Below are 21,941 nucleotides of genomic sequence, written 5' to 3' on the forward strand. Positions count from 1 at the left end.
GTGTTTAACTAGATGTGAGTATTATGAAAAAAATCAAAAATGCAGTATTCTTATTTTGCTTACTCATAGGTAGCAATGTTGTTGCACAAGTGCATCCGGTATATTTCGCCGATGTTATTAAAGAAGGGGATGAGGAGGTGCTCCGCTTTGATTGGCGCCCCGATTATGATGCTTATGATAAGGTAGTTATAACCGACATAAACAGTAAAGTAGTTGGTGAAGTTGCTTTCCCGCAAAATGTCTTTGATATAAGTGGGTTAAAGGGGCATGACATTTTATATGTGACGGCAGTTAACACATCAAGCGTATCATCAACATCAGTTAGGGTTGACCTGAATAAAGACTACAGCCATTTGTATGCCCCAACCGCAACGGAGCAGATAACAGTGTATACACAAACAGGCGAAAATGCACGCTTTGTTAAGTCGCAAAGCGGTGAAGAGTTTATGGCAAAAGGGGTTAATTTCAGTGGCCTACGACATGGCGATCACGACACTTTCGAGCCGGATATGGTTGCCACACAAGGGCTTGTGGATAAGGTTCAAGAAATGGTCAACACCGGCTCATATTATTTACACCCCGTAGCCCTAGGTGACACCGTACAGTTTTACGACCCCTACCGTACCGAAACACTGATGAGGACTATGAAAGAGAACGGTTATAATTTGGTGCGTGTTTTCCTTAAAACAGGCGAAAGGGGATCACTAACTACAGGTGTAAAAGGAATGTCGGGCGATATTGGAACAGAAGGCCTTTGCGCCGATTACATGGATAATTTTATGGACTTTATGGTAAGGGCACAAAAGTATGGCCTGTACGTTATGCCTTGTTTTGCCGATAATGAAATGATGGACAATATTGAATTTAAAAATTTATCGAAAGGGGCAACTAAGTCCGAAATCCTTTTCTCTCAAGACGGTTTAAACGCAAAGAAACGTTATATCGAGTTGTTCTTGAAATACATTAAGGATGTTGATGCCACGCTTATCAACAACCTGTTTGCATTGACCATGCAGAACGAGTTTTATTTCCGCAGCGATATGGCTCCTTTTGACCAACTGTCGGGTACATACACTTTTCTTAACGACAGTACTTACGACATGGGCAATGACGACGAAAGACGCGCCCTTGCCAATGCCGCAATGAAAAACTATTTCTCCACAATGAAATCTACCATACAGGCCAATGCGCCCGGTCTGCTGTTGGGGGAAGGAACATTTGCTATGGGCGCCGTGGGTAAAACGTATGAAAACTCAAAAGGGATTCGGGAAGTTGCCGGGGTATCGGATTTAAGGTTTCCCATGACTGCCGTTGAATATCTCAATACGGACATTGATTTTCTTGATTACCATCTTTACCGTTGGGGCCAATCAGGGACAGGTGAGGATGTATTTAATTACTTTGCTGACAACATGAAGGTAACGACAACCGAATGTGCCGACTTAATGGAGAGTAAACCAATCTTAATGGGAGAGTTTGGCTCTTTTATTAACGATGAAACAAGCATAGGTGCAGCTTCAACACTTGTTAAGGAACTACAAACGGCCGCTCTTAGATATGGCTTTAAAGGGAGCATATACTGGACAATAAGCAGTTTTGAGCAAAGCCGGTTGTGGAACCTGATGTCGGAAGATGCAGAAATACTGGATGATTTCACCATGAACCTGGAACAGCCAATGACAGATAATTTCGTACTCGAATGGGATCTTATTGCCTCTGCTTACTGGTCCGATTTTTATATTAGGCCTCCATTGGGTGATCCTCATCAGGACGATTACTTTCAGACTAAACTGCAATTTGCGGGCGGTAACGGAGAAATTCTTCTTTTCAATAGTGACTATCAGTCAGGTTTGGTTGCGCCCGGTACTTATGTTACAAACCAGAATTACAACTTCAAATCGTATATGTCACCAGACTCCAAAAAGCAGACTATCATGTACAAAAAAGATACGGATCCTGAATGGACTGTTTTATTTGAGGATGTATTATGGGGTTATGGTTATACTCCTGTCGGACGAATTGATTTGCCTCAAAATAATATTACGATCACCAACGTCAAAGCAACTAAGATATTCGATGCCTCTTTCAATGTGAAAGATGCCTCAGGCGTTGTTTCGGGAGCATCCGTTATAATGGACGGCGACACCCTCACTACAGATGCCTCCGGCGATGTACTTTTTGCAGATAAAGCAGTGGGTACTTACGACTATTCTGTAACAGGCAGCGGATACGGAACGACCTACGGAAGTGTAGAAATCAGCGAAGCCAATATTGCCGACACCCTTACCCTGGACTCTAACAGAAACTTCACATTCCCCACACAGACAGAGGATTTTGTTCTTGAATTTGAGGCATTGGCAACAAACAACTGGTCCGATTTTTTCATCAAGCCCCCTTTTGATGATGTGCATCAAGACGACTATCAGCAGGTATATATCCAATGGGGCGGCGGTTTCTTTAAGTCTTATAACAGCAGTTATCCATCAGGATTGCTTGCAAGCGACGGATTCTCCCTAAATAAAACGTATGAGTTCAAAATTTATATGCTGGCAGGTCCAAAGAAACAGACAACAATGTACAGGGAAAAAGACTCTACCGACTGGATCGTTTTATTTGACGATTTGGCATGGTCTTATGGTTATACTACCGCTGGCAGAATTGTTTTACCACAGAACAACTTAAATATTTACAATGTCAGAACAAGCCGCATCAACTCAATAACCCTAACCGTAAACGACGGTACAAGTGCTGTTGTAGGTGCATCCGTAATAATGGACGGTGACACACTCACCACCGATATCTCAGGAAATGTTGTCTTCACCGATAAAGTGGGAACATTCAGCTACACAATAAGTGCAACGGGTTTTGAAATGGCAGAAGGCAGTGTAACCGCCTTTGAAAACGATGTTTCCAAAACGGTCACCCTGACACCTGTTCCGAACTACGAATTTACACCAATGACGGAAGACTTTATTCTGGAATTTGATGCTTATGCCAGCAATTACTGGAGTGATTTTTATATCAAACCACCTCTCGGAGACCCACATCAGGACGATTATTTTCAAACAAGATTACAATTTGGAGGAGGGGACATAATTCTTTTTAATGGTGATTATCCTTCCGGATTAATTGCGAATGTGGGCTACACGATATCAGAATTGTATAATTTCAGGATATATATGTACGCAAGCACCATGAGACAGGTCGTGACTTACAAAAAGTACACAGAATCAGAATACACAGTCTTATTTGACAGTGTTGCGTGGTCATACGGATACACTCCTGTTGGAAGAATTGTTTTGCCACAGAACAATATTTCTATATACAATATTGAAGCAAATACCATTGGTCTTAAGAGTGCTCAAATTGTAGAGTTTAGTGACTCCGTAATAAAAGACTTAGGATTAGTGGTATATCCTAATCCGGTAATCTCTGATGTGGTTATAAAAAGTAACAGTGAAATTCAGTGCGTGAAAATATTCTCGGTATCAGGTACTCTCATAAATGACATTGCGGTTGGGAGCGAAAAGGAGATAGCCATTAATTTAGGAAAACTATCAGCAGGTGTATATTTAATACAGGTATATTCTCAAAATGGATCTAGCACAAAACGGTTTGTAAAAAAATAGGATTGAGTAACTCCGGGGAGTGTTGATGACCTTCCCGGAGCCCCAAGTTGTTTTACAATAGTTTTTTAGTGAGTAGGTAGCATAGGTTTAATTTGATAAAACCCGGAACTACTATTAACATATTCTTATCCTTCTTTTTACGAGTCCGTTGCAGTGAATTAATGGTGTGAAATGAATTTAAAAAACATAAATAATACGAATCGAATGACCATCAAAAAAGCATATCTATTGTTAATTCCATTGTTGTTGGGATTCAACACTCTCACAAATGCACAAGTGCATCCGGTATATTTTGCCGATGTGATAAAAGAAGGCGGAAAAGAAGTACTCCATTTTGAGTGGCGTTCTGATTATCCCTATTACCACAAGGCAATTATTTCTGATCAAAACTATAACATATTGGGCGAAGTGATATTCCCTAATAAAACCTTTGATTTAAATAAGCTACAGGGGCATCAGACTGTTTTGATAACTGCTGTTTCTCCTACTGGTACGCCATCTGAATCTGTACGGGTAGATTTGAATAAGGATTATAGTAGTCTGTTGGCTACCAGGGAGCAAGAGCAAATAATTGTAAATAAGCACACGGGAGGCAATGCAGCTTTTGTGGGAGCCAATAGTGGTGAAGAGTTCATAGCAAAAGGGGTTAATTTCTGTGGGATACGATTGGGTGATCACGATACCTTTCAACCTGATATTGTGGCAAAACAAGCTCACCTTGATCGAATAGAATATTTGAAGGAAAATTCAAGCTTTACTGTTCATAATGTTAAAATTGGGGATGTCATTCAATTTTATGATCCCTATAGAACAGAAACATTAATGCGCACGATGAAAAGTCAAGGTTATAACCTCGTTCGTGTATTCTTAAAAACTGGGCAGAGAGGCTCTGGCCAAACAGAGGTGTGGGGTATGTCTGGTCCTATACAAACAGAAGGACTACATATGCCTTATATGGATAATTTTGTCGACTTCCTGACCCGTGCACAGAGCTATGGGATATATGTGATGCCTTGCTTTACAGAAAATGAGATGATGGATAATTATGAGTTCAGAGAATTATCAAAGGGAGCAAGTGGTCAGTCCATTCTTTTTTCTGAAGATGGTATCATTGCCAAGCAACATTACATTGAGTTAGTGCTAAAGTATATTAAAGATATTGACCCTTCACTTATTAATACACTCTTTGCTTTGACTATGCAGAATGAGTTTGCCTGGCATAGCTACGAAGCCCCCTTTGACCAGACTTCCGGAACATACACTTTTCTTGATGGAAGCACATATGATATGAGTAGTGATGATGAAAGACGAGCTTTAGCAAATGTTGCTATCCAAAACTACTATTCCAGGATGAAGGAAGTAGTTGAAGCTAATGCCCCCGGTTTATTAATTGGCGAAGGTACATTTGCCATGGGTTCGGTAGGTAAAACCTATGAAAACTCAAAGGGCATACGTCCTGTTAATGGCGTGAACGATTTACGCTTTCCTATGACGGCTGTGGAGTATTTAAATACAGATATAGACTTCTTAGATTTTCATATTTACCGTTGGGGACAAAGTGGTACAGGGGCAGATGTCTTTGATTACTTTGCCGAGAATATGAAGGTAAAAACACCGGAGTGTACAGAACTGATGAAAAGTAAACCCATCGTGATGGGTGAGTTTGGTTCTTTTAAGGAAAATGAGGCTACCATAGAGGAGGCGATTACTTTTACACAAGAACTAAAGGATGCTGCTTTAGATTATGGCTTTAAAGGTACTGTCTATTGGACCATCAATACCTTTGAGCAGTCACGCTTATGGAATATGATGTTTGATAACGGTAAGATGTTAAAATCGACAGGTTTGAACTTTAATGAGCCAATGAATGAGACTTTTTTACTCGAATTTGAAGCGAATGCTTCGGCAAACTGGACTGACTTTTATATTCGACCACCATTGGGTGATGAACATCAGGATGATTATTACCAGCTAAAGTTACAATTTGCAGGTGGAGAGTTTAAACTTTTTAATGGGGATCATCAAGAGGGGCTGGCAGCAGGCACATACAACACCAATAAAAACTATGAGTTCAGGGTATATATGGATGCTGATGCAATGAAACAGAAAATTAGCTACAGAGCAGAAGGTGAATTTGAATGGACAGTATTGTATGATGGTGTATCATGGGCGTATGGATACGTGCCTGCAGGCAGGATAGAGTTATCGCACGATCATCTGTCAATTACAAATGTAAAAACAACCCCACTATACTCTCTTGCGCTTACTGTGAACGATGGCACTGATCCTGTGGCTGGTGCAACGGTGATTATGGGAGACGAAACCTATTCGAGTGATGCCTCTGGGAATGTGACATTTCCCAACCTGACTAAAGGACTTTATGAGTATACGGTTATCGCAAATGGATTTGGCGAGTATAGTAATCAGGTGATACTTGATGCTAACCACTCTTCAACAGTGACTCTAAGCACTGGTGTTAATTATAATTTCTCAGAACAGAACAACAATTTCTTATTAGAATTTAATGCAAAGGTAACTAATCACGGGTGTGATTTTTATATCAAACCACCAATGGGTGATGCTCATCAAGATGATTACTATCAAGTTCATCTATTATTTGATAATGGAGATATAACGCTTTTTAATACAGAGAATCAGTCCGGCTTAACAGCAGAGAGTGGTTATAGTTTGGATCAGTCTTATGACTTTAGAGTCTACATGGACTCAGGAAATAAAACACAGACGATTGCTTACAAAGCCCAGCAGTCGGGTGAGTGGATCACTTTGTTTAGTGATGTCTCATGGGCTTATGGATATACACCTGTAGGGCGAATTGTTACAGGGCAGAATAATATGACTATTTCAAATATCTCCATAGAAAGAGTGTATGATGTTGATATAGTAGTAAATGGTAACGGAGCTGCTTTAGAGGGAGCTACGGTGGTATTGGATGGCGAGACACTTTTGACGGATGAGAATGGGCGTGTTACCTTTTTTTACAAGGGATTTGGAACGTACATGTATAGTGTTGCCGCTGAAGGCTTTCAGTCTTTAGATGGAAATATTACTGTTACCAGTCGTGATATTGTAAAACAGCTTGATTTAATAAAAGAAGTGAATTATGACTTTGGTTCAATGACCGAAGATTTCCTTTTAGAGTTTGATGTGATTGTAGCAGGAAACGGAGAGATGTATATCAAACCACCAACAGGCGATGCACATCAAGATGATTATTATCAGATGAGAATGTCATTTACCGATGGTGTAATAAAATGGCATAATGGAGATATGCCTTCAGGGTTTATTGCTGATAGTGGCTACGAATTTTTCCAAAAATATAACTTCAAATTGAATTTCAACATCAATACCAAAAAAGTGAAAGTGGAGTTTAAAGCAGATACTGAAACAAGATACACTACCCTGTTTGAGGGTGTTAGCTTTGCTTATGGTTACAGCCCCGTTGGACGCTTTGTTTTGCCTGACAATAACTTCTTACTGTCCAATATCACTGTTAATGGAGTGTCAACAGACATTACTTCAGCTAATGATAAGGAGGAGACATTTGTGATATACCCTAATCCTGTACAAAATACCCTGCATATCAATGCCCAATCAGAACTTGAGTCTATCAAAGTATTTTCGGCCTCAGGTAAATTGATGATGCAGAAACAACTATCTACTGTCAAAGGGTACAGTCTGAATGTTTCAACTTTGGGCACAGGTATCTATTTTATACAAGTGGGGAGCAGGCAAGGGATCTCAATCAGACAAATTATTAAAAAATAACAGGGAAGATATGATAATGTGGGACTTACCCATTATTATCAACAAAATTTATTAAAGCAATAAATATATGAAAAGAATAGTAGTTGTATTATTAACAGCTTTGGCATTAAATGTTGTGGCTAAAGCAGAGGTGTATCCGGTTTATTTTGCCGACGTGATTAAAGAAGGAAAGAATACCACATTACATTTTGAGTGGAGGCCCGATTTTAAAAATTATGATAAAGCTATTATTACCAATGAAAATAACAAGGTAGTAGGAGAACTCAAGTATCCCGACAATCATTTTAGTATAAAAAAGCCAAACGGGTATAAGAATTTATTTGTTACTGCGGTATGTATGAATGGTGAAAAGTCAGAAGCGGTAAAAGTTGAAATAAATAAAGACTACAGTAACCTGGTTGTCACTGCACCGGCCGAACAGATCGTAATTAAGAAAGGAAAGGGCAAGAATGCCTGTTTTGTAGGAGCTCAAAGCGGAAAAGAATTTATTGCCAAAGGGGTTAATTTCTGTGGCATCCGTACGGGAGATCACGATTCTTTTGAGCCTACTTTTAAGGTCCGTAAGGCCCATCTTAATTTTCAAAAAGCATCAAAAGGCAATCCAACCTTCGTGCTTCATGATATTGAGATAGGACAGGAACTTATTTGTTACGATCCCTATCGTTCTGAAACCTTTATGAGAACAATTAAAGCCAATGGGTTCAATATCGCCAGAGTATTTATAAAATTAGGTGAAAGAGGATCGAAGCAATCTGATGTTAGAGGTTTGTCGGGAACACGTGATACAAAAGGAATTTCCGCCGCATATATGGATAATTTCATCGATTTCTTAACCCGTGCTCAAAAATATGGTATCTATGTTATGCCTTGTTTCACAGAGAATGAAATGCTGGATAATGATTACTTTAGACAAATATCTAAAGGAGCCACAAGGCAGGCGATTCTGTTTTCAGAAGATGGTATAAAGGCCAAGCAGCATTATATCGAACTCTTTCTAAAATACATCAAAGAGAAAGATGCATCCCTAATCAGTTCTTTATTTGCACTTACCATGCAAAATGAGTTCGCATGGCACAGCAATGAAGCTCCTTTTAACCAAACGAAAGGGACTTATACTTTTATCGATGGGAGCGAATATGATATGACAGATGATAATGAAAGGCGTGCATTGGCCAATGCTGCTATTCAAAACTATATGTCCAAAATGAAAGAGGCCGTTGAGGCAAACGCGCCCGGTATGCTTATTGGCGAAGGCACTTTCTCAATGGGTGGTGTTGGCAAAACCTACGATAACTCTAAAGGCATTCGTACTATTGAAGGAAATAATGACATTCGCTTTCCAATGACGGCTGTGGAGTATCTGAATACCGATATCGATTTTCTTGATTTCCATCTTTATCGTTGGGGGGCAAAAGGAACAGGTCAAGATGTATTCAACCACTTCGCCGAGAATATGAAACTTTTTACCCCTGAAGCTAAGGAGTTAATGAAAAGTAAACCTATCATTATGGGGGAGTTTGGTTCTTTTAAAGAGAATGAAGCCACTTTAGACGAGGCCATCGTTTTTGTACAGGAATTAGAGAAAGCTGCCATGGATTTCGGCTTCAAAGGAAGCCTTTACTGGACAATAGACACATTCGTGCAAACACGTTTATGGAACCTGATGTGGGAGGATGGTCAGATGCTGAAGGCTTTTAAAGAATAATACAATTGGATTTCCATTATTTTAAAAACAAACTCCAACATTATAGTAATAATCAGGGATAAAAAAATAATGGTTATTAATGAATCATAAATGAGAAAATATCAAAGTAGAAATAGAATGATTAACCAGGTTAATATGACAACTTCATGCCGATTTATATCAAAGATAATGCAAGCTTTTATGATGTTTTTACTGGCAATCGTTATTGTGGCTTGTGGTGATGCTGATGACACGGGCATTAATATACCTGATGATAAGCCACCTGTTATTAACAGAGAAGGTGCGAGTATCTGGCTAGGACCAAGTCCGATGGATATAACAACAGATCGGTCAATTACTTCTGATTATATAGAGGTTGTTACTCAACCAGAAAAGTATTACAGTGCGGTGTTTGAAGAAACCAAAGTACTCAAGTTATACATTGAAGCATTAAACAGGTATTCTGCTGCAGATATTCAGGCATTAGCCTATTTTGCCAATGCCAATTCACTTGAAATAGCTGTGGAGCTCGGAGGTATCCGTATGGCTGTGGGGAAAACTGCTGATTCCAGGATAGGGCTTGAAGCGGCAATAATGGAATTTAGTGTTTTAAAGAAACTGTTGGATGTTGGAGGCCTTGTTAACTACATTACCACCGACCACTCAATGGCGCCCTACCTCACAGGTTTGGATGATGCTCTGGCAGACCTAAGCCAGGAGCAAATTATGGTTCAGCAAATGGAGTATTTCCAATACATGCAAGAGCGTATTCCCGAATTAAAGGTTGGAGTTATTGAATCTTTGGGTTGGTTTTGGGTAAATGGTGATCGTCAATATGAGGCCACCAGTGCCAATTTAGGACGTGTGGATTTTGAAAGTTATTTTGACACCTACCTTAAAGTAGCAGAACAAGAAGGAATTGTAATAGATCATTTTCATATTGATTTTGGCGATCATGATATCCACTATGATGGCGGTTATGGAAGGGTATTGGCGGTTGAAGATTATGTATTGTCCAAGGGGGTGAACTCCGGATTCATTGCCACAAACGCATTCCACAACAATTTCCGTGAAGAGGTCACTGATCCGGAAAAAGCATCAAGGGAGGCCGCAGAGAATACCCTTGATTATTTTGAGGGCTATATGGCAGTCAGTGGCAAATCAGAGTTAATCTTGCAACGCTGGCAACCTTATCCTATACTCTTGGGCTCCGATGAAGAACCTTACACGCAGATGGGGATTTTTCACTCCATTGTAAGCAGTAGCTATTTCAAGAAAGATCCAAATCAATAATGTCAATATGGACAAATCGTTGAAGGCTTTACATCTTGTCGTCTTTTTCTTGATGTATTCAATATCTGTACCAGCGGTTAAAAAGTCAGAAGAGAGACCAAATATCCTGATTATCGTCTCAGATGATCAGGGGTATGGTGATTTTGGCTTCACAGGCAATAAACTGGTCAAAACGCCCAACCTGGATAGACTTTCAGAAGAAGGCGCATTCTACCCACACCTTTTGGTAGGACCTGCTTGCACGCCTACTCGTTCAGCCTTATTTACCGGTCGCAGTTATCTCGATGCAGGTGTTTGGGGAGTGGGTTCCCGTGGCCAGGTACGCCGGGACGAAACCATGATGCCCAAATTCTTTAGCCCGTCAGGATACCATACCTGGGCATTTGGAAAGATGGACGGTGGCTTGTCCATGATGGAGATAACCCCTGCCGACCGCGGTTTCGATGTTTCTTCTTATACCGGAGGTGGTGGAAAATGCACAAGCCCTGTTCCGGGGTATTGCCATTTGACAAAGAAAGGCTGGGTTGCCGAATTAGTAACAGATGCGGCGATTAAGAAAATAGAAGCTGCTGATGACAAGCCTTGGCTTATGGTCATGGCCTATATCATTCCGCACTTGCCATGGTTATGTCCTGATGACTATGCCAATCCCTACCGCCAGGAAGGCTACTCGGAGGATATTGCACAACTGTACGGTTCTATCCATCAAATGGATGATCAGATTGGGCGGTTGTTGGCAGCTCTTGACAAAACAGGACAGGCAGACAATACCATTGTGTTGTTTTTGAGTGATAACGGACCAGTGGATGCCGTTAATAACAAAGAAGTAGGTGTTTGGGAAAATTATGAATACAAGAATGAACATACCAAAGACTGGGACATGCGTAACGTTTGCGACCTGGTAGGCCGTAAAGGGGAAGTGTGGGATAATGGTATCCGCAGTCCATTGTTGGTACGTTGGCCCAAGCGTATAAAACCCGGTATCCGCAAGCAGGCCATAGGTGTGGAAGATATATTGCCTACCCTTATGGACTTGGCAGAAATACCGGATAATACGCATCCCGAACATCTCCCTTTAGCAGGGAAAACTTTCCGTGCCTCGCTAGAGGACAAGGGTTATGCCGATGAGCGCGATATATTCCGGTTGGCAACCGGAGGGCCAGGCACACCGGGCAGTGTAGACGGCATTGTGCCCGATGCTACAAAGTTGGATTATTCCATGCTGCACACCATCTTGCGCAGTGGCAAATATAAGTACCATAACTTGCCCGGTGGTGAGCAGCGTCTCTATGATATGGAAAAGGATCCCGGAGAGAAATATGACCTTAGCGGAAAATATCCCGAGCGTACTTCGCAAATGGCCGTTCGTTGCCAGGCACAATGGGAAGAAATAGCCAAGCGGCAACGGACTTTCCCCATGCGACAACTGGTGATTAACAATGCTAGTCACTCTCGTAAATCATGGAAATTCCCGGTAACACACGTGCTGGAATTTGAGGGCCAGATGAAAACGCGCGATTTTGGCGGTGGGGTGACGGGTTTTCAATCGCCTGGCGACAAAGCGGAATATACCATTGAGGTGCAGAAGTCCCTTAAAGTATCTGTCGTAGCTATTGGAAAAAGATTTGATCAATGTGCGCCCATCAATCTCATGATTGATGGAAAGGTGCTTGAGGTGAAATCTCGTGAAGCTGATAAGATTGTTTTCGGTGCCGTAAATTTACAGGCAGGAAATATTCCTGTTTCTTTCTTTGTGGACCGAAATGCCAAGAAAGGAGTTGATATGGGTGAAATACTTAGCGTAACACTCAATGTAGAACGCTAACATAACTTGGATAAGTTAATAATAAAGTGGCTCTACCGGATTTGTAATCCAGAAGCTTGAGACATAAGGATTTGTAATACAAATGAGCCTCTCCTTAGTAACAAATCAACAGCTTTTGGGCTTAGGCAACTTGTTGGTTAGTTTTGTGATTTAAATGCCTAATTTGAAAATTAAAAAGAATAACAATGAAAAATAAAGCAATAGCAATTGTTTTCTTCTTAGCATGCGCCCTAGCACATGCTATAGAAAAACCCAACATTGTATTTGTAATGGTTGATGATATGGCGCCTGATGCCATATTCCATAACAGATTTGATTTTCTTGAGTTACCCAACATTTCGCGCTTAGCTGACGAGGGGGCAGTGTTTGACAATATGATGGTCACCACTTCGCTTTGTTCACCCAGTCGGGCGTCCATCCTAACCGGAACCTATTCTCACATCCACAAGGTAAGGTATAATGAGATACAAGACCCGGAATCCCATTTAGAGCAGTTCCCACAAGCCTTACAGAAGGAGGGTTACAAGACTGCCCTCATTGGTAAATGGCATATGGCACATCATGCTAATCCACGCCCCGGATTTGATTACTGGTTAAGTTTTAAAGGGCAGGGAGTCTATAATAATCCCGAGCTTAATATAAACGGAAAAGTGGTCAATGAGTCAGGCTATATTACCGATATTCTTTCAGATAAGACCGTTGATTTTATAAAGGATAACCCTAATGACCCATTTTGTGTTTTACTATGGCACAAAGCCTGTCATGCACCGTTTACACCTGCTGAAAGACACAAAGATGCATTCCCCGAGGGTACATTCAATGAGCCTGAGAGTTGGTCTATTGACTTTTCAAAAAGCCCTCAATGGAGAAGGCGCTGTGCCATATATGGTGAGCACTACCAAAAATGGGTAGATAGTGAAGGTAAACCTGTCCCACAGAGTATTCCCCCAAAAAAATGGCAGGCAAAAAATAATACAAGTCTAAACATGTTACGTTGTCTGCTTGCTGTTGATGAAGGATTGGGCAAGGTGATAAATGCTCTGGAAGAAGAGGGGAAACTAGATAATACGGTAATTATTTTCATGGCGGATAATGGTTGGTTCTTTGGAGAGCAGCGCAAGAGCGACAAGCGATTGGCCTATGAAGAATCTATACGTGTGCCATTTGCCATGCGTTACCCATCAGTGCTGGGAGGGGAGCAGCGCATTAGTGGCATGGTGTGTAATATTGATATTGGCCCGACTCTTTTAGAATTAGCCGGTGCCAAAACACCTCAAACGATGCAGGGCGAATCATTTGTTACTGTTATGGAAGGTAAAGCAGAAGGACGTACTTCGCCATTCTTTTACGAATACTTTCAGGAAAAATATGCACCCGGAATCCCAACGGTATTGTCTGTACGCACACCCAAATGGAAATACATGCACTTTCCTTACGAGTCGGCCGAAGCAGGCAACTTTGATGAATTGTACGACCTGGTGAACGACCCCAAAGAAATGAATAACCTTATTCATTCTCCTGAGGCAGCCGGACAGCTGAAGAAGATGAAAAAGTTATTGAATAAGGCACTTAAGCAATATGACTATGTGGAGCCACCGTATAAATATTCAGCACAATAATAGGTGATTAATTGCGCCCTAAGTTTTAATTTGATTATTAGAGAGGGTGTTCAAAATAGAGACGCCTTTCTTTTGCGTTAAAAATTGCATTTCTTGTTTAATGGTTTGAGGGAATTAAACTATTAATTTCAAGGTCATTTAATTTGTTTTCGTAATATAATATCAGTTGAAACGAATTCCAGGAAAGCTAATAATTTAGCTTCCAAATAGTCAAGCCTGTATTTATTATATAAATAAATAAAAATTAGTAATTCAGGTATTTACGTCTTTTGTGTATAACACTGGTTAAGACAGTAATCTTCCTTTATTTGAAAAAAAACCATTTTTCAAATCAAAAATAATTATTCTCAAAATTGAGCCCACCAGTTTTTTACCTTATTGCAACCTTAAAGTTTATTTGACCTTCTCATGAGGGTGTAGGCCAAGGTTGTATCTGTTTTTTTAAACAGGTTCCATGATAAAATGAAATTCAAATTGAATATAGATAAATATGAAAAAATCAGTTGTGTTTTTAATTGTTTCCATAATGTTATGGAGTTGCGCGAACAACAATCCATTAAAAAATGGAGCTTGCGAGGGAGTAAATCTACAATGTGAATACCTTAATAATCCTTTGGGAATTGATGTATTATCCCCTCGATTGAGTTGGGAATTAAGCTCTGAAGCTAAAGGTAAATCACAATCAGCCTATCGAATTATTGTAGCCTCCAACTTAGAGTTATTGAATAAAAATAAAGGTGATTTATGGGATACGAAAAAAGTAGTATCTGATCAATCCATTAATATAAGCTATGAAGGAAAGGCTTTAACATCAAGGCAGCGTTGTTATTGGAAGGTAATGGCGTGGGACGAGAAAGATGGGGCATCGGAGTGGAGTGAGGCTGCCAATTGGGAGATGGCTTTATTAGATGAAAACGATTGGACTGCAACATGGATCGAAGCCCCGCAGGTCTATAGCTGGCCTCAGTTCAAAAGTGATGTGCACAATATAAAGCGCGCTGCAAAAAGGAAGACATACGATGCTGCACCTTATTTGCGCAAGGAGTTTAAAGTTGAAAAAGAGGTGGTAAAGGCAAGGGCTTATATTTCAGGCATGGGTTTGTACGAACTATCTATCAATGGCGCAAAAATAGGCGACCATGTACTTGACCCTACCTACACGAACTTTGATAACCGCGTACATTATGTTACTTATGACGTAACAGCCCAATTACAGCAAGGAGAAAATGCTGTTGGCGTTCATCTTGGTAATGGATGGTACAACGTAGATAGCAGAGCGGTATGGGGTTACAATAAAGCACCGTGGAAAGACAGGCCCACTTGTCTGCTACAGTTGGAAATGGAATACAGCGATGGTACTTCAAGCACAGTGATTACGGACGAAAGTTGGAAAGCTTTCCCTTCCCCTATTGTCTATACCGATATACGCCAGGGAGAAAAATACGACGCAACCAAAGAGTCGCCTAACTGGAACACAACTGATTTTGATGATTCTGATTGGGCAGCTGTTCGTACAAAGTCCGGTCCCAAGGGAGTGCTCAAAGCCCAAATGATGCCAGCTAATAAGGTGATGCGTGAACTGACTCCAGTTTCTGTTAAAACTCCCAAAGCAGGTGTGCATATAGTAGATATGGGCCAAAACATGGCAGGCTGGATACAGCTAAAGGTTAAGGGCAAGAAAGGCGATGTTGTTAAGATGAAATTTGGTGAAATACTGGATGAAAAAGGATGCTTAGACCAATATAATATCAACCGTCATCACCGGGAGACCGAATTTCAAGTGGCAGAATATACCATCAAAGGGGATGGTGAAGAAGTTTGGGAAGCCAAATTTACCTATTTTGGATTTCAATACATTGAGATAGAAGGATACCCCGGCAAACTTACTACGGATGATATTACAGGAAGAGTAGTGCATACCTCTTTCGATCAGGCAGGGGCATTCTCTTGTTCTAACGAAACAGTTAACAAGATAACTCATGCTACGGAATGGGCATTTATCAGTAACTTTCTGGGTTACCCAACCGATTGTCCACAACGCGAAAAGAATGGCTGGACGGGTGATGCCCATCTTTCTGCGGAAACGGCCCTTCTGACGTTTAAGCCCCAAAGCTCTTACACAAAATGGCTGTACGACTGCCAGGATGCGCAATCCGAAGAAGGGATTTTACCGGGTATTGTGCCAACCTGTGGTTGGGGTTACGCTCTAGGTGATCAACCAACCGGATATGGACCTGCATGGGATGGGGCATATATCTGGGTTCCCTGGTATATGTACCTTTATTCGGGCGATGAGGAAGTATTGCGTACACATTACACCAATATGAAGAAAAGCATTGCTTTTATGGAAAGTAATGCAAAGGATAATATACTGGATATTGGATTGGGAGATTGGGTGTTTATCAATACCTATGCCCCATCAGCCCTTACAGGCACCGCATGTTATTACGATCTTACAATGAAAGTTTCGCAAATAGCAACTATTCTTGAAAAACCGAATGAAGCGGAGCAATATGCCAGTCAGGCAAAAGCGATTAAAAAAGCCTTTAATAAAACCTTTTATAAGGCAAACGAAAAAACCTATGCCGGTAGCGAGCAAACTTCTTTGGCCGCAGCCCTCTATTTTGATCTGGTACCAACAGACGATAAGAAGGAAGTAGCTGCTACCCTGGCTGATGTAATACATAAAAATGATGGCTTACTGGATTGTGGTGTACTTGGGGCAAAATGGATCCCACATGCGCTTTCTGATAATGGGCATGCTGATTTGTTCTATCAAATAGCAACTGACAAACGCTACCCGGGTTGGGGATATTGGTTAGAGCAAGGAGCAACTACTTTATGGGAAGACTTTAATATCAAATCACTGGACAATTCACGCAACCATATGTTTTTTGGGGATATCGTTCATTGGTTCTACAAAGAATTAGCAGGAATTAGACCTGATGAACAAAACGCCGGTTTTAAGCACTTCTATATCAAACCCTATTATGAAAAATCCTTGGATTTTGTGACAGCAGAACACGACTGTCTTTATGGGAAAATCAGAAGCGAATGGAAAAAGAATGAGAACAGTGTTGAGATGCTGGTTGAAATTCCTGCCAATACAACATCTACAGTTGTACTGCCTAAGGGCGATGTAATAATAAATGGAAAAGCTTCAAATGAATCAAAAGATATAATTGAATCTAAAATAGATGAGGAACTTCAGTATTTTAAATTTGGTTCAGGAGTGTATAGTATCCAAATCAACTAGTAAAGTAAGGCACAATAATTCAGTTTTAATAGTAGAAGGGTATTATGTGTTATAGGTTAAAAAATAACTGCATTAACATTTGTAGTGCTGTTGTCTGGAATAATTTAAATGCACAAAAGCTACTTGAATAGAATTTTGCCCAGCCTGGCTAATGCTATTGGCCTGGTGTGTTTTGGTATTGGCTTAACGGTTATATAAGCAAAGAGGGTATTGATGCCGACCTTGGAACCAATAAAGAGGCAGGGATTGAACGCGTAATAGCTTATAATGTAAAGCAGATATTTTGCTCCGGCCATTACTTCTGTTAGAGGATATTAGGATGAAATAAGTTACTTAAAACCCAAACTAATAATGGATACAAAAAAGACTTCAAGCATTTTTCAACACATCATCGAACCAACATTAGTAATTAGAGAGACCTAGATAAATAAAAGAACATGGAAGAACTATATCAGAAATTAGCAGAGTGCGTAGAGTCTGGTAAAATAAATAAGGCCGCACCGTTTCCTCCCAACATGAAAGGGCAAAATGGATCAGAAGAAATAACCAAACAATTATTAGAAGCAGGAGCTGAAGCGGGCGAAGTACTGGAAAAATCTCTCATCGTTGGCATGAGTGCCATCGGCGTTAAGTTCCGCGAAAACAAAGTGTTTGTACCGCAGGTATTGATGGCTGCCAAAGCCATGAGTACTTCAATGGAACAGCTGAAGCCATTGTTTGCAGCGGGTATCAATACTCGTAAGGGTGTTTTTGTAATTGGAACAGTTGAAGGCGACCTGCATGATATTGGTAAGAACCTGGTAGCGATGATGGTAGAAGGTAATGGATATGAAGTGATTGACCTGGGAACGGATGTGAAGGCAGAAGCTTTTATCGAGCAGCTAGAGAAAACACCGGATTGTACCTTGGGCATGAGTGCTTTGTTAACAACCACCATGGTTAACATGGAAAAGATTGTGAAAGAAGTGAAAGCCAAATACCCGGAGCAAAAAATATGCATTGGCGGTGCGCCGGTAAATCAGGATTTCTGTGATAAGATTGGAGCCGATAGTTACAATCCAGACCCACAAGGAGTAGTGGAATTTTTAGATAACATGGCATCGTAAAAAAGCTAATAGCTAGCAGCTAGTAGCCAAAAGCTAAAATTATGAAAGGATTAGAATTGATTAAAAAAGCGATGCGCCTCGAGGAGGTGGAACGCATACCGTGGGTTCCTTTTGTTGGGGCTCATGCCGGTGAATTATTAGGATTAAGTGCCACCGATTATTTGCAATCAACGGACAAGATTGTAGAAGGCGTTAATAAAGCCATTGAGTTATACAATCCGGATGGCATACCTGTTGCCTTTGATTTACAAATTGAAGCAGAGGCTCTGGGCTGCAAATTGGCCTGGGCTGATGATAACCCGCCTGCAGTAGTATCGCACCCACTAACCGAAGGTGTTAATATAGCAGACATGCAAGTACCTTGTCCATGTAAAGGACGTATTCCAGTAGTGATGGAAGCAACGCGTCAGCTGCGTGAACAGCATCCCGACCTGGCTTTGTACGGCCTTATCACCGGCCCCTTTACTCTGGCTCTTCACCTTTTAGGCACCGACATTTTTATGCAAATGATGATGGAGCCGGAAAAGGTAAATCAAATCATGCGTTTTACAACCAATGTGGCCAAAATGATGGCTGGTAATTATATTGAGTCGGGCACCGATGTGGTGGCCATTGTCGATCCTATGACCAGTCAAATTGACCCCATGAGTTTCGAAACCTTTGTTACGCCATATGTTACTGAAATCAATGAATTTATTCGTGAGATGGATGCTTTGAGTTCCTTTTTTGTGTGCGGTAACGCACAGCAAAACATTGAAGTGATGTGCGAAACAAAGCCGGATAATATCTCCATTGATGAAAACATACCATTGGATTTTGTGCGCGATATGGCTTTAAAGCACCAAGTAAGTTTTGGAGGTAATATCAAGCTGACCGTAGTGTTGCTGATGGGTGATGAAGAGGCCTCACGCCGTGATGCATTGGAGTGTATGGATATTGGCGGTAAGAAAGGGTTTATCCTGGCACCAGGTTGTGACTTGGCTATGGCCTCACCTCAACAGAACCTGGTAGCTGTGGCAGATTTAGTACATGATGAGATTTTGCAAGGGGAGTTGCGTGCTTCGGAAGCGCAAGAAATGGATGTGGAAACACTTGATTTAACCAGCCATTGGAGCGAAGATAAAGTAATGATTGATGTGATTACCCTGGATTCATCTTCTTGTGCACCTTGTCAGTACATGATGGATGCCGTTGAACGCGCAGCTCAAGAGTATGGTGATAAAGTAGTGATTAAAGAGCATCGTATTAAGGAGAAAGAGGGTGTGCAGATGATGTTGTCGCTGGGTGTGCAGAACCTGCCCACCATTGTGATGGATGGTAATATTGACTTCATTTCCCAGATTCCTCCTATTCAGGATATTAAGGAGAAGATAAAAGGTTATTTGTCAGTAAAAAGTAATTAAGGAATACAACTCGTCAGGTTACAGTTTGAAGAAGTAAAAGGGATAGTTTGCCGGAAACAAACGTCTCTTTTGCTTCTGTTTTATATGTATTCGGCAGTGGACTGAGGACCTGATTTGTAGAAATTTTCACTAATGATTCAGTTTCATCTTATAACAGGCTTTCTAGGCAGCGGTAAAACCACGCTTTTATCTAACTTATTAAAGGAGTTGGCACCTGTACACAAGGTGGCGGTTATTCAGAATGAGTTTGCACCAACTGGCATTGATGGGAAAGAATTAAAGCAAAATGCCGGTGGTTTTAAGTTGGTTGAAATAAATAACGGTTCGGTCTTTTGTGTTTGTCAGCTTGGTAGCTTCCATCAAAACATGCAAAAAATGATACAGGATTATATGCCTGAACACATTTTTTTAGAAGCTTCTGGCCTGGCCGACCCGATAAGTATTGTGGAACTGTTGCAGTCTGATGATTTAAAAAGTAAGGTGACCTTAGGCCAGGTCATCAGTTTAGTGGACGCCCCCAACTTTTTTAAGGGTTTAAACTGTGTAACGCGATTCAAACACCAATTGATGATTGCCGATACCATCATTGTTAATAAAACCGATCTGATTGATAGCCAAATAATCAGCGAAATTAAAGCTGAGGTGGAAGCGTTAAATCCATTTGCTCAAATCCGCCCTTCTGTTTATGCGAATGTGGATTGGCGCAGTTGTATAGGAGGTGATGCAAAAGGGCAGGCGGCTCAACGCTTCATTGGCAAGGCATCAGAGGGACGACCCAATATGCACACCAGTGTGCTGCGCACGCATGATAAAATATCACTGAACCAGCTGAATCAATTCATTAAAGCTATACATAAGCAGTGCATCCGTATCAAAGGCTTCATGAATTTAACTGATGGCAAAGTGGTCTCCATTCATAGCGTGTATGATGTCTTCGAAATAAAAGTATTGGATAACTATGCCGGCCCATCTGAACTCATTGTGTTTAGTGAATCGATAAGCCTTACTCAATTACGGCAGTGTTTTAAGCAATATCAACAGAATTGAATCGAAGAACATGAGTACAATAAAAAAAAATACATTTGAACTGGACGAGTTAGGTCTTGATATTTCGTCGATAGGCCGGATGATGGGCTATAAAGAAGGCGTGCCAGATGGCATTTCAGAGATGATTGAAAACGAGTTACAACAACTCAAACATGTTAATGGTATTATAGGCGGCTACCAGCTCTTGGATTCAACGTTTAAAGTGCAGGAGCACGCATTGACCATTGGAGCACATGATTTTCACGTTGGGAAGTCTGTGTTTCATCACTTGAAAAAATCGGATCAGATGGCCTTGTTTATCTGCACGGCTGGTTCCACTATATCTGAGCGCTCGAAGATGTTGATGAATAAAGGTGATTTGATGGAAGGGTATGTGGTGGATGTGATTGGTTCGCTGGCTGTTGAGACAGCCATGGATATTATCAGTATACGGCTTGGAACTTTGTTATCCACCAGAGGTCAAAAGTGTACCAATCGATACAGTCCGGGATATTGCGGCTGGGATGTGGCCGAACAATCAAAACTGTTTTCTTTCTTTCCGGATAAGTTCTGTGGCGTAACACTCAATGATTCCTGCCTGATGTCACCGGTTAAATCAGTGAGTGGAATAATGGGAGTTGGCAAAAATGTTCAGTTTAAGAAATATACCTGCCACGCATGTGGCAGTGTCCAGTGTATCTATCGGGGAAAGAAAAAATAAATTTGAATTTTCAGTGAGAAATTAGTCTTAACTCTAAATGGCTGTGATACTAGTCTAAGAAAGTTCCTGCTAATAAAAGTGGAGATGTTAAAAAGCATAAGGCAATATGTTTACGACCATACTAATGGGGGCAAAATTCCTTTGATTTTTTTGTCGACAGACAACATCGGGTATAGCTTGAAGCAAATGATGAAGGATAGCCTATCAAATATGGTTTGAAAATTACGTTTAATAGTCCTAATGCTTCAATCATTAGCCATAAGAGAGCTTGGATACTAAGCTTTGTAATGCCGTTGAGAACACAGAAGCCTTTAAAGATAATCAAACATTGACATTCTTGGGGAGGGACAACTACGAAGGAGAAAGAGGACGTGTTAGTTTTGAAGTGATACCAGGTGGGATAATGCAAAGATGGAGCCCATTCGTGGCGAAGAAAATTATTATGGTCGTAATAGTTTTATCACAGATATACTCTAATAAATTACAATTTTTTAAGCCACTTTTTCATTGGAGCTGTTCATATTTCTTTCTCTAGGATCAAGACAAATATAGTCTTGACTGTATGGTTTCTTGTTTTGAACAACACTATAAAT

At 40.8% G+C, this 21,941-nt stretch carries 12 protein-coding genes; all 12 read left to right on the forward strand.

The window, feature by feature from the left end; genetic code table 11:
* Nucleotides 1-23: 23 nt before the first annotated feature.
* The 12 genes from ACRD69_RS04095 (at nucleotide 24) to ACRD69_RS04150 (ending at nucleotide 21,348) form a co-directional block, all read left to right on the forward strand.
* On the forward strand, nucleotides 24-3,629 hold the full coding sequence (locus tag ACRD69_RS04095) for a T9SS type A sorting domain-containing protein (RefSeq protein WP_430813791.1): 3,606 nt from the start codon (nucleotides 24-26) through the stop codon (nucleotides 3,627-3,629).
* A 171-nt stretch (nucleotides 3,630-3,800) separates the two neighbouring features.
* Complete coding sequence (locus ACRD69_RS04100; RefSeq protein WP_430813792.1) at nucleotides 3,801-7,415, forward strand: T9SS type A sorting domain-containing protein; 3,615 nt, start codon at nucleotides 3,801-3,803, stop codon at nucleotides 7,413-7,415.
* 67 nt (nucleotides 7,416-7,482) lie between these two features.
* Nucleotides 7,483-9,120 (forward strand): hypothetical protein, encoded by a 1,638-nt coding sequence (locus ACRD69_RS04105; RefSeq protein ID WP_430813793.1) that lies wholly within the window; start codon nucleotides 7,483-7,485, stop codon nucleotides 9,118-9,120.
* 90 nt (nucleotides 9,121-9,210) lie between these two features.
* A complete protein-coding gene (locus ACRD69_RS04110; protein ID WP_430813794.1) occupies nucleotides 9,211-10,392 on the forward strand; it encodes a hypothetical protein in 1,182 nt (393 codons plus the stop codon).
* A 7-nt stretch (nucleotides 10,393-10,399) separates the two neighbouring features.
* On the forward strand, nucleotides 10,400-12,217 hold the full coding sequence (locus tag ACRD69_RS04115) for a sulfatase-like hydrolase/transferase (protein ID WP_430813795.1): 1,818 nt from the start codon (nucleotides 10,400-10,402) through the stop codon (nucleotides 12,215-12,217).
* Nucleotides 12,218-12,402: 185 nt separating this feature from the next.
* Complete coding sequence (locus ACRD69_RS04120) at nucleotides 12,403-13,836, forward strand: sulfatase family protein (protein WP_430813796.1); 1,434 nt, start codon at nucleotides 12,403-12,405, stop codon at nucleotides 13,834-13,836.
* 490 nt (nucleotides 13,837-14,326) lie between these two features.
* A complete protein-coding gene (locus ACRD69_RS04125) occupies nucleotides 14,327-17,092 on the forward strand; it encodes a glycoside hydrolase family 78 protein (RefSeq protein WP_430813797.1) in 2,766 nt (921 codons plus the stop codon).
* A gap of 167 nt (nucleotides 17,093-17,259) precedes the next feature.
* A complete protein-coding gene (locus ACRD69_RS04130; protein ID WP_430813798.1) occupies nucleotides 17,260-17,400 on the forward strand; it encodes a hypothetical protein in 141 nt (46 codons plus the stop codon).
* A gap of 129 nt (nucleotides 17,401-17,529) precedes the next feature.
* Nucleotides 17,530-18,198, forward strand: a complete 669-nt coding sequence (locus tag ACRD69_RS04135; RefSeq protein WP_430813799.1) for a corrinoid protein — start codon at nucleotides 17,530-17,532, stop codon at nucleotides 18,196-18,198.
* Between the two features lie 41 nt (nucleotides 18,199-18,239).
* A complete protein-coding gene (locus ACRD69_RS04140) occupies nucleotides 18,240-19,601 on the forward strand; it encodes a uroporphyrinogen decarboxylase family protein (protein WP_430813800.1) in 1,362 nt (453 codons plus the stop codon).
* Nucleotides 19,602-19,733: 132 nt separating this feature from the next.
* The gene (locus ACRD69_RS04145; protein ID WP_430813801.1) at nucleotides 19,734-20,648 is read left to right on the forward strand and encodes a GTP-binding protein; all 915 of its coding nucleotides are present in this window, start codon (nucleotides 19,734-19,736) and stop codon (nucleotides 20,646-20,648) included.
* A gap of 10 nt (nucleotides 20,649-20,658) precedes the next feature.
* Complete coding sequence (locus ACRD69_RS04150) at nucleotides 20,659-21,348, forward strand: vitamin B12 dependent-methionine synthase activation domain-containing protein (RefSeq protein WP_430813802.1); 690 nt, start codon at nucleotides 20,659-20,661, stop codon at nucleotides 21,346-21,348.
* Nucleotides 21,349-21,941 lie beyond the last annotated feature (593 nt).

This window comes from Carboxylicivirga agarovorans (genome assembly GCF_050589845.1).
GTDB classification, from domain to species: domain Bacteria; phylum Bacteroidota; class Bacteroidia; order Bacteroidales; family Marinilabiliaceae; genus Carboxylicivirga; species Carboxylicivirga agarovorans.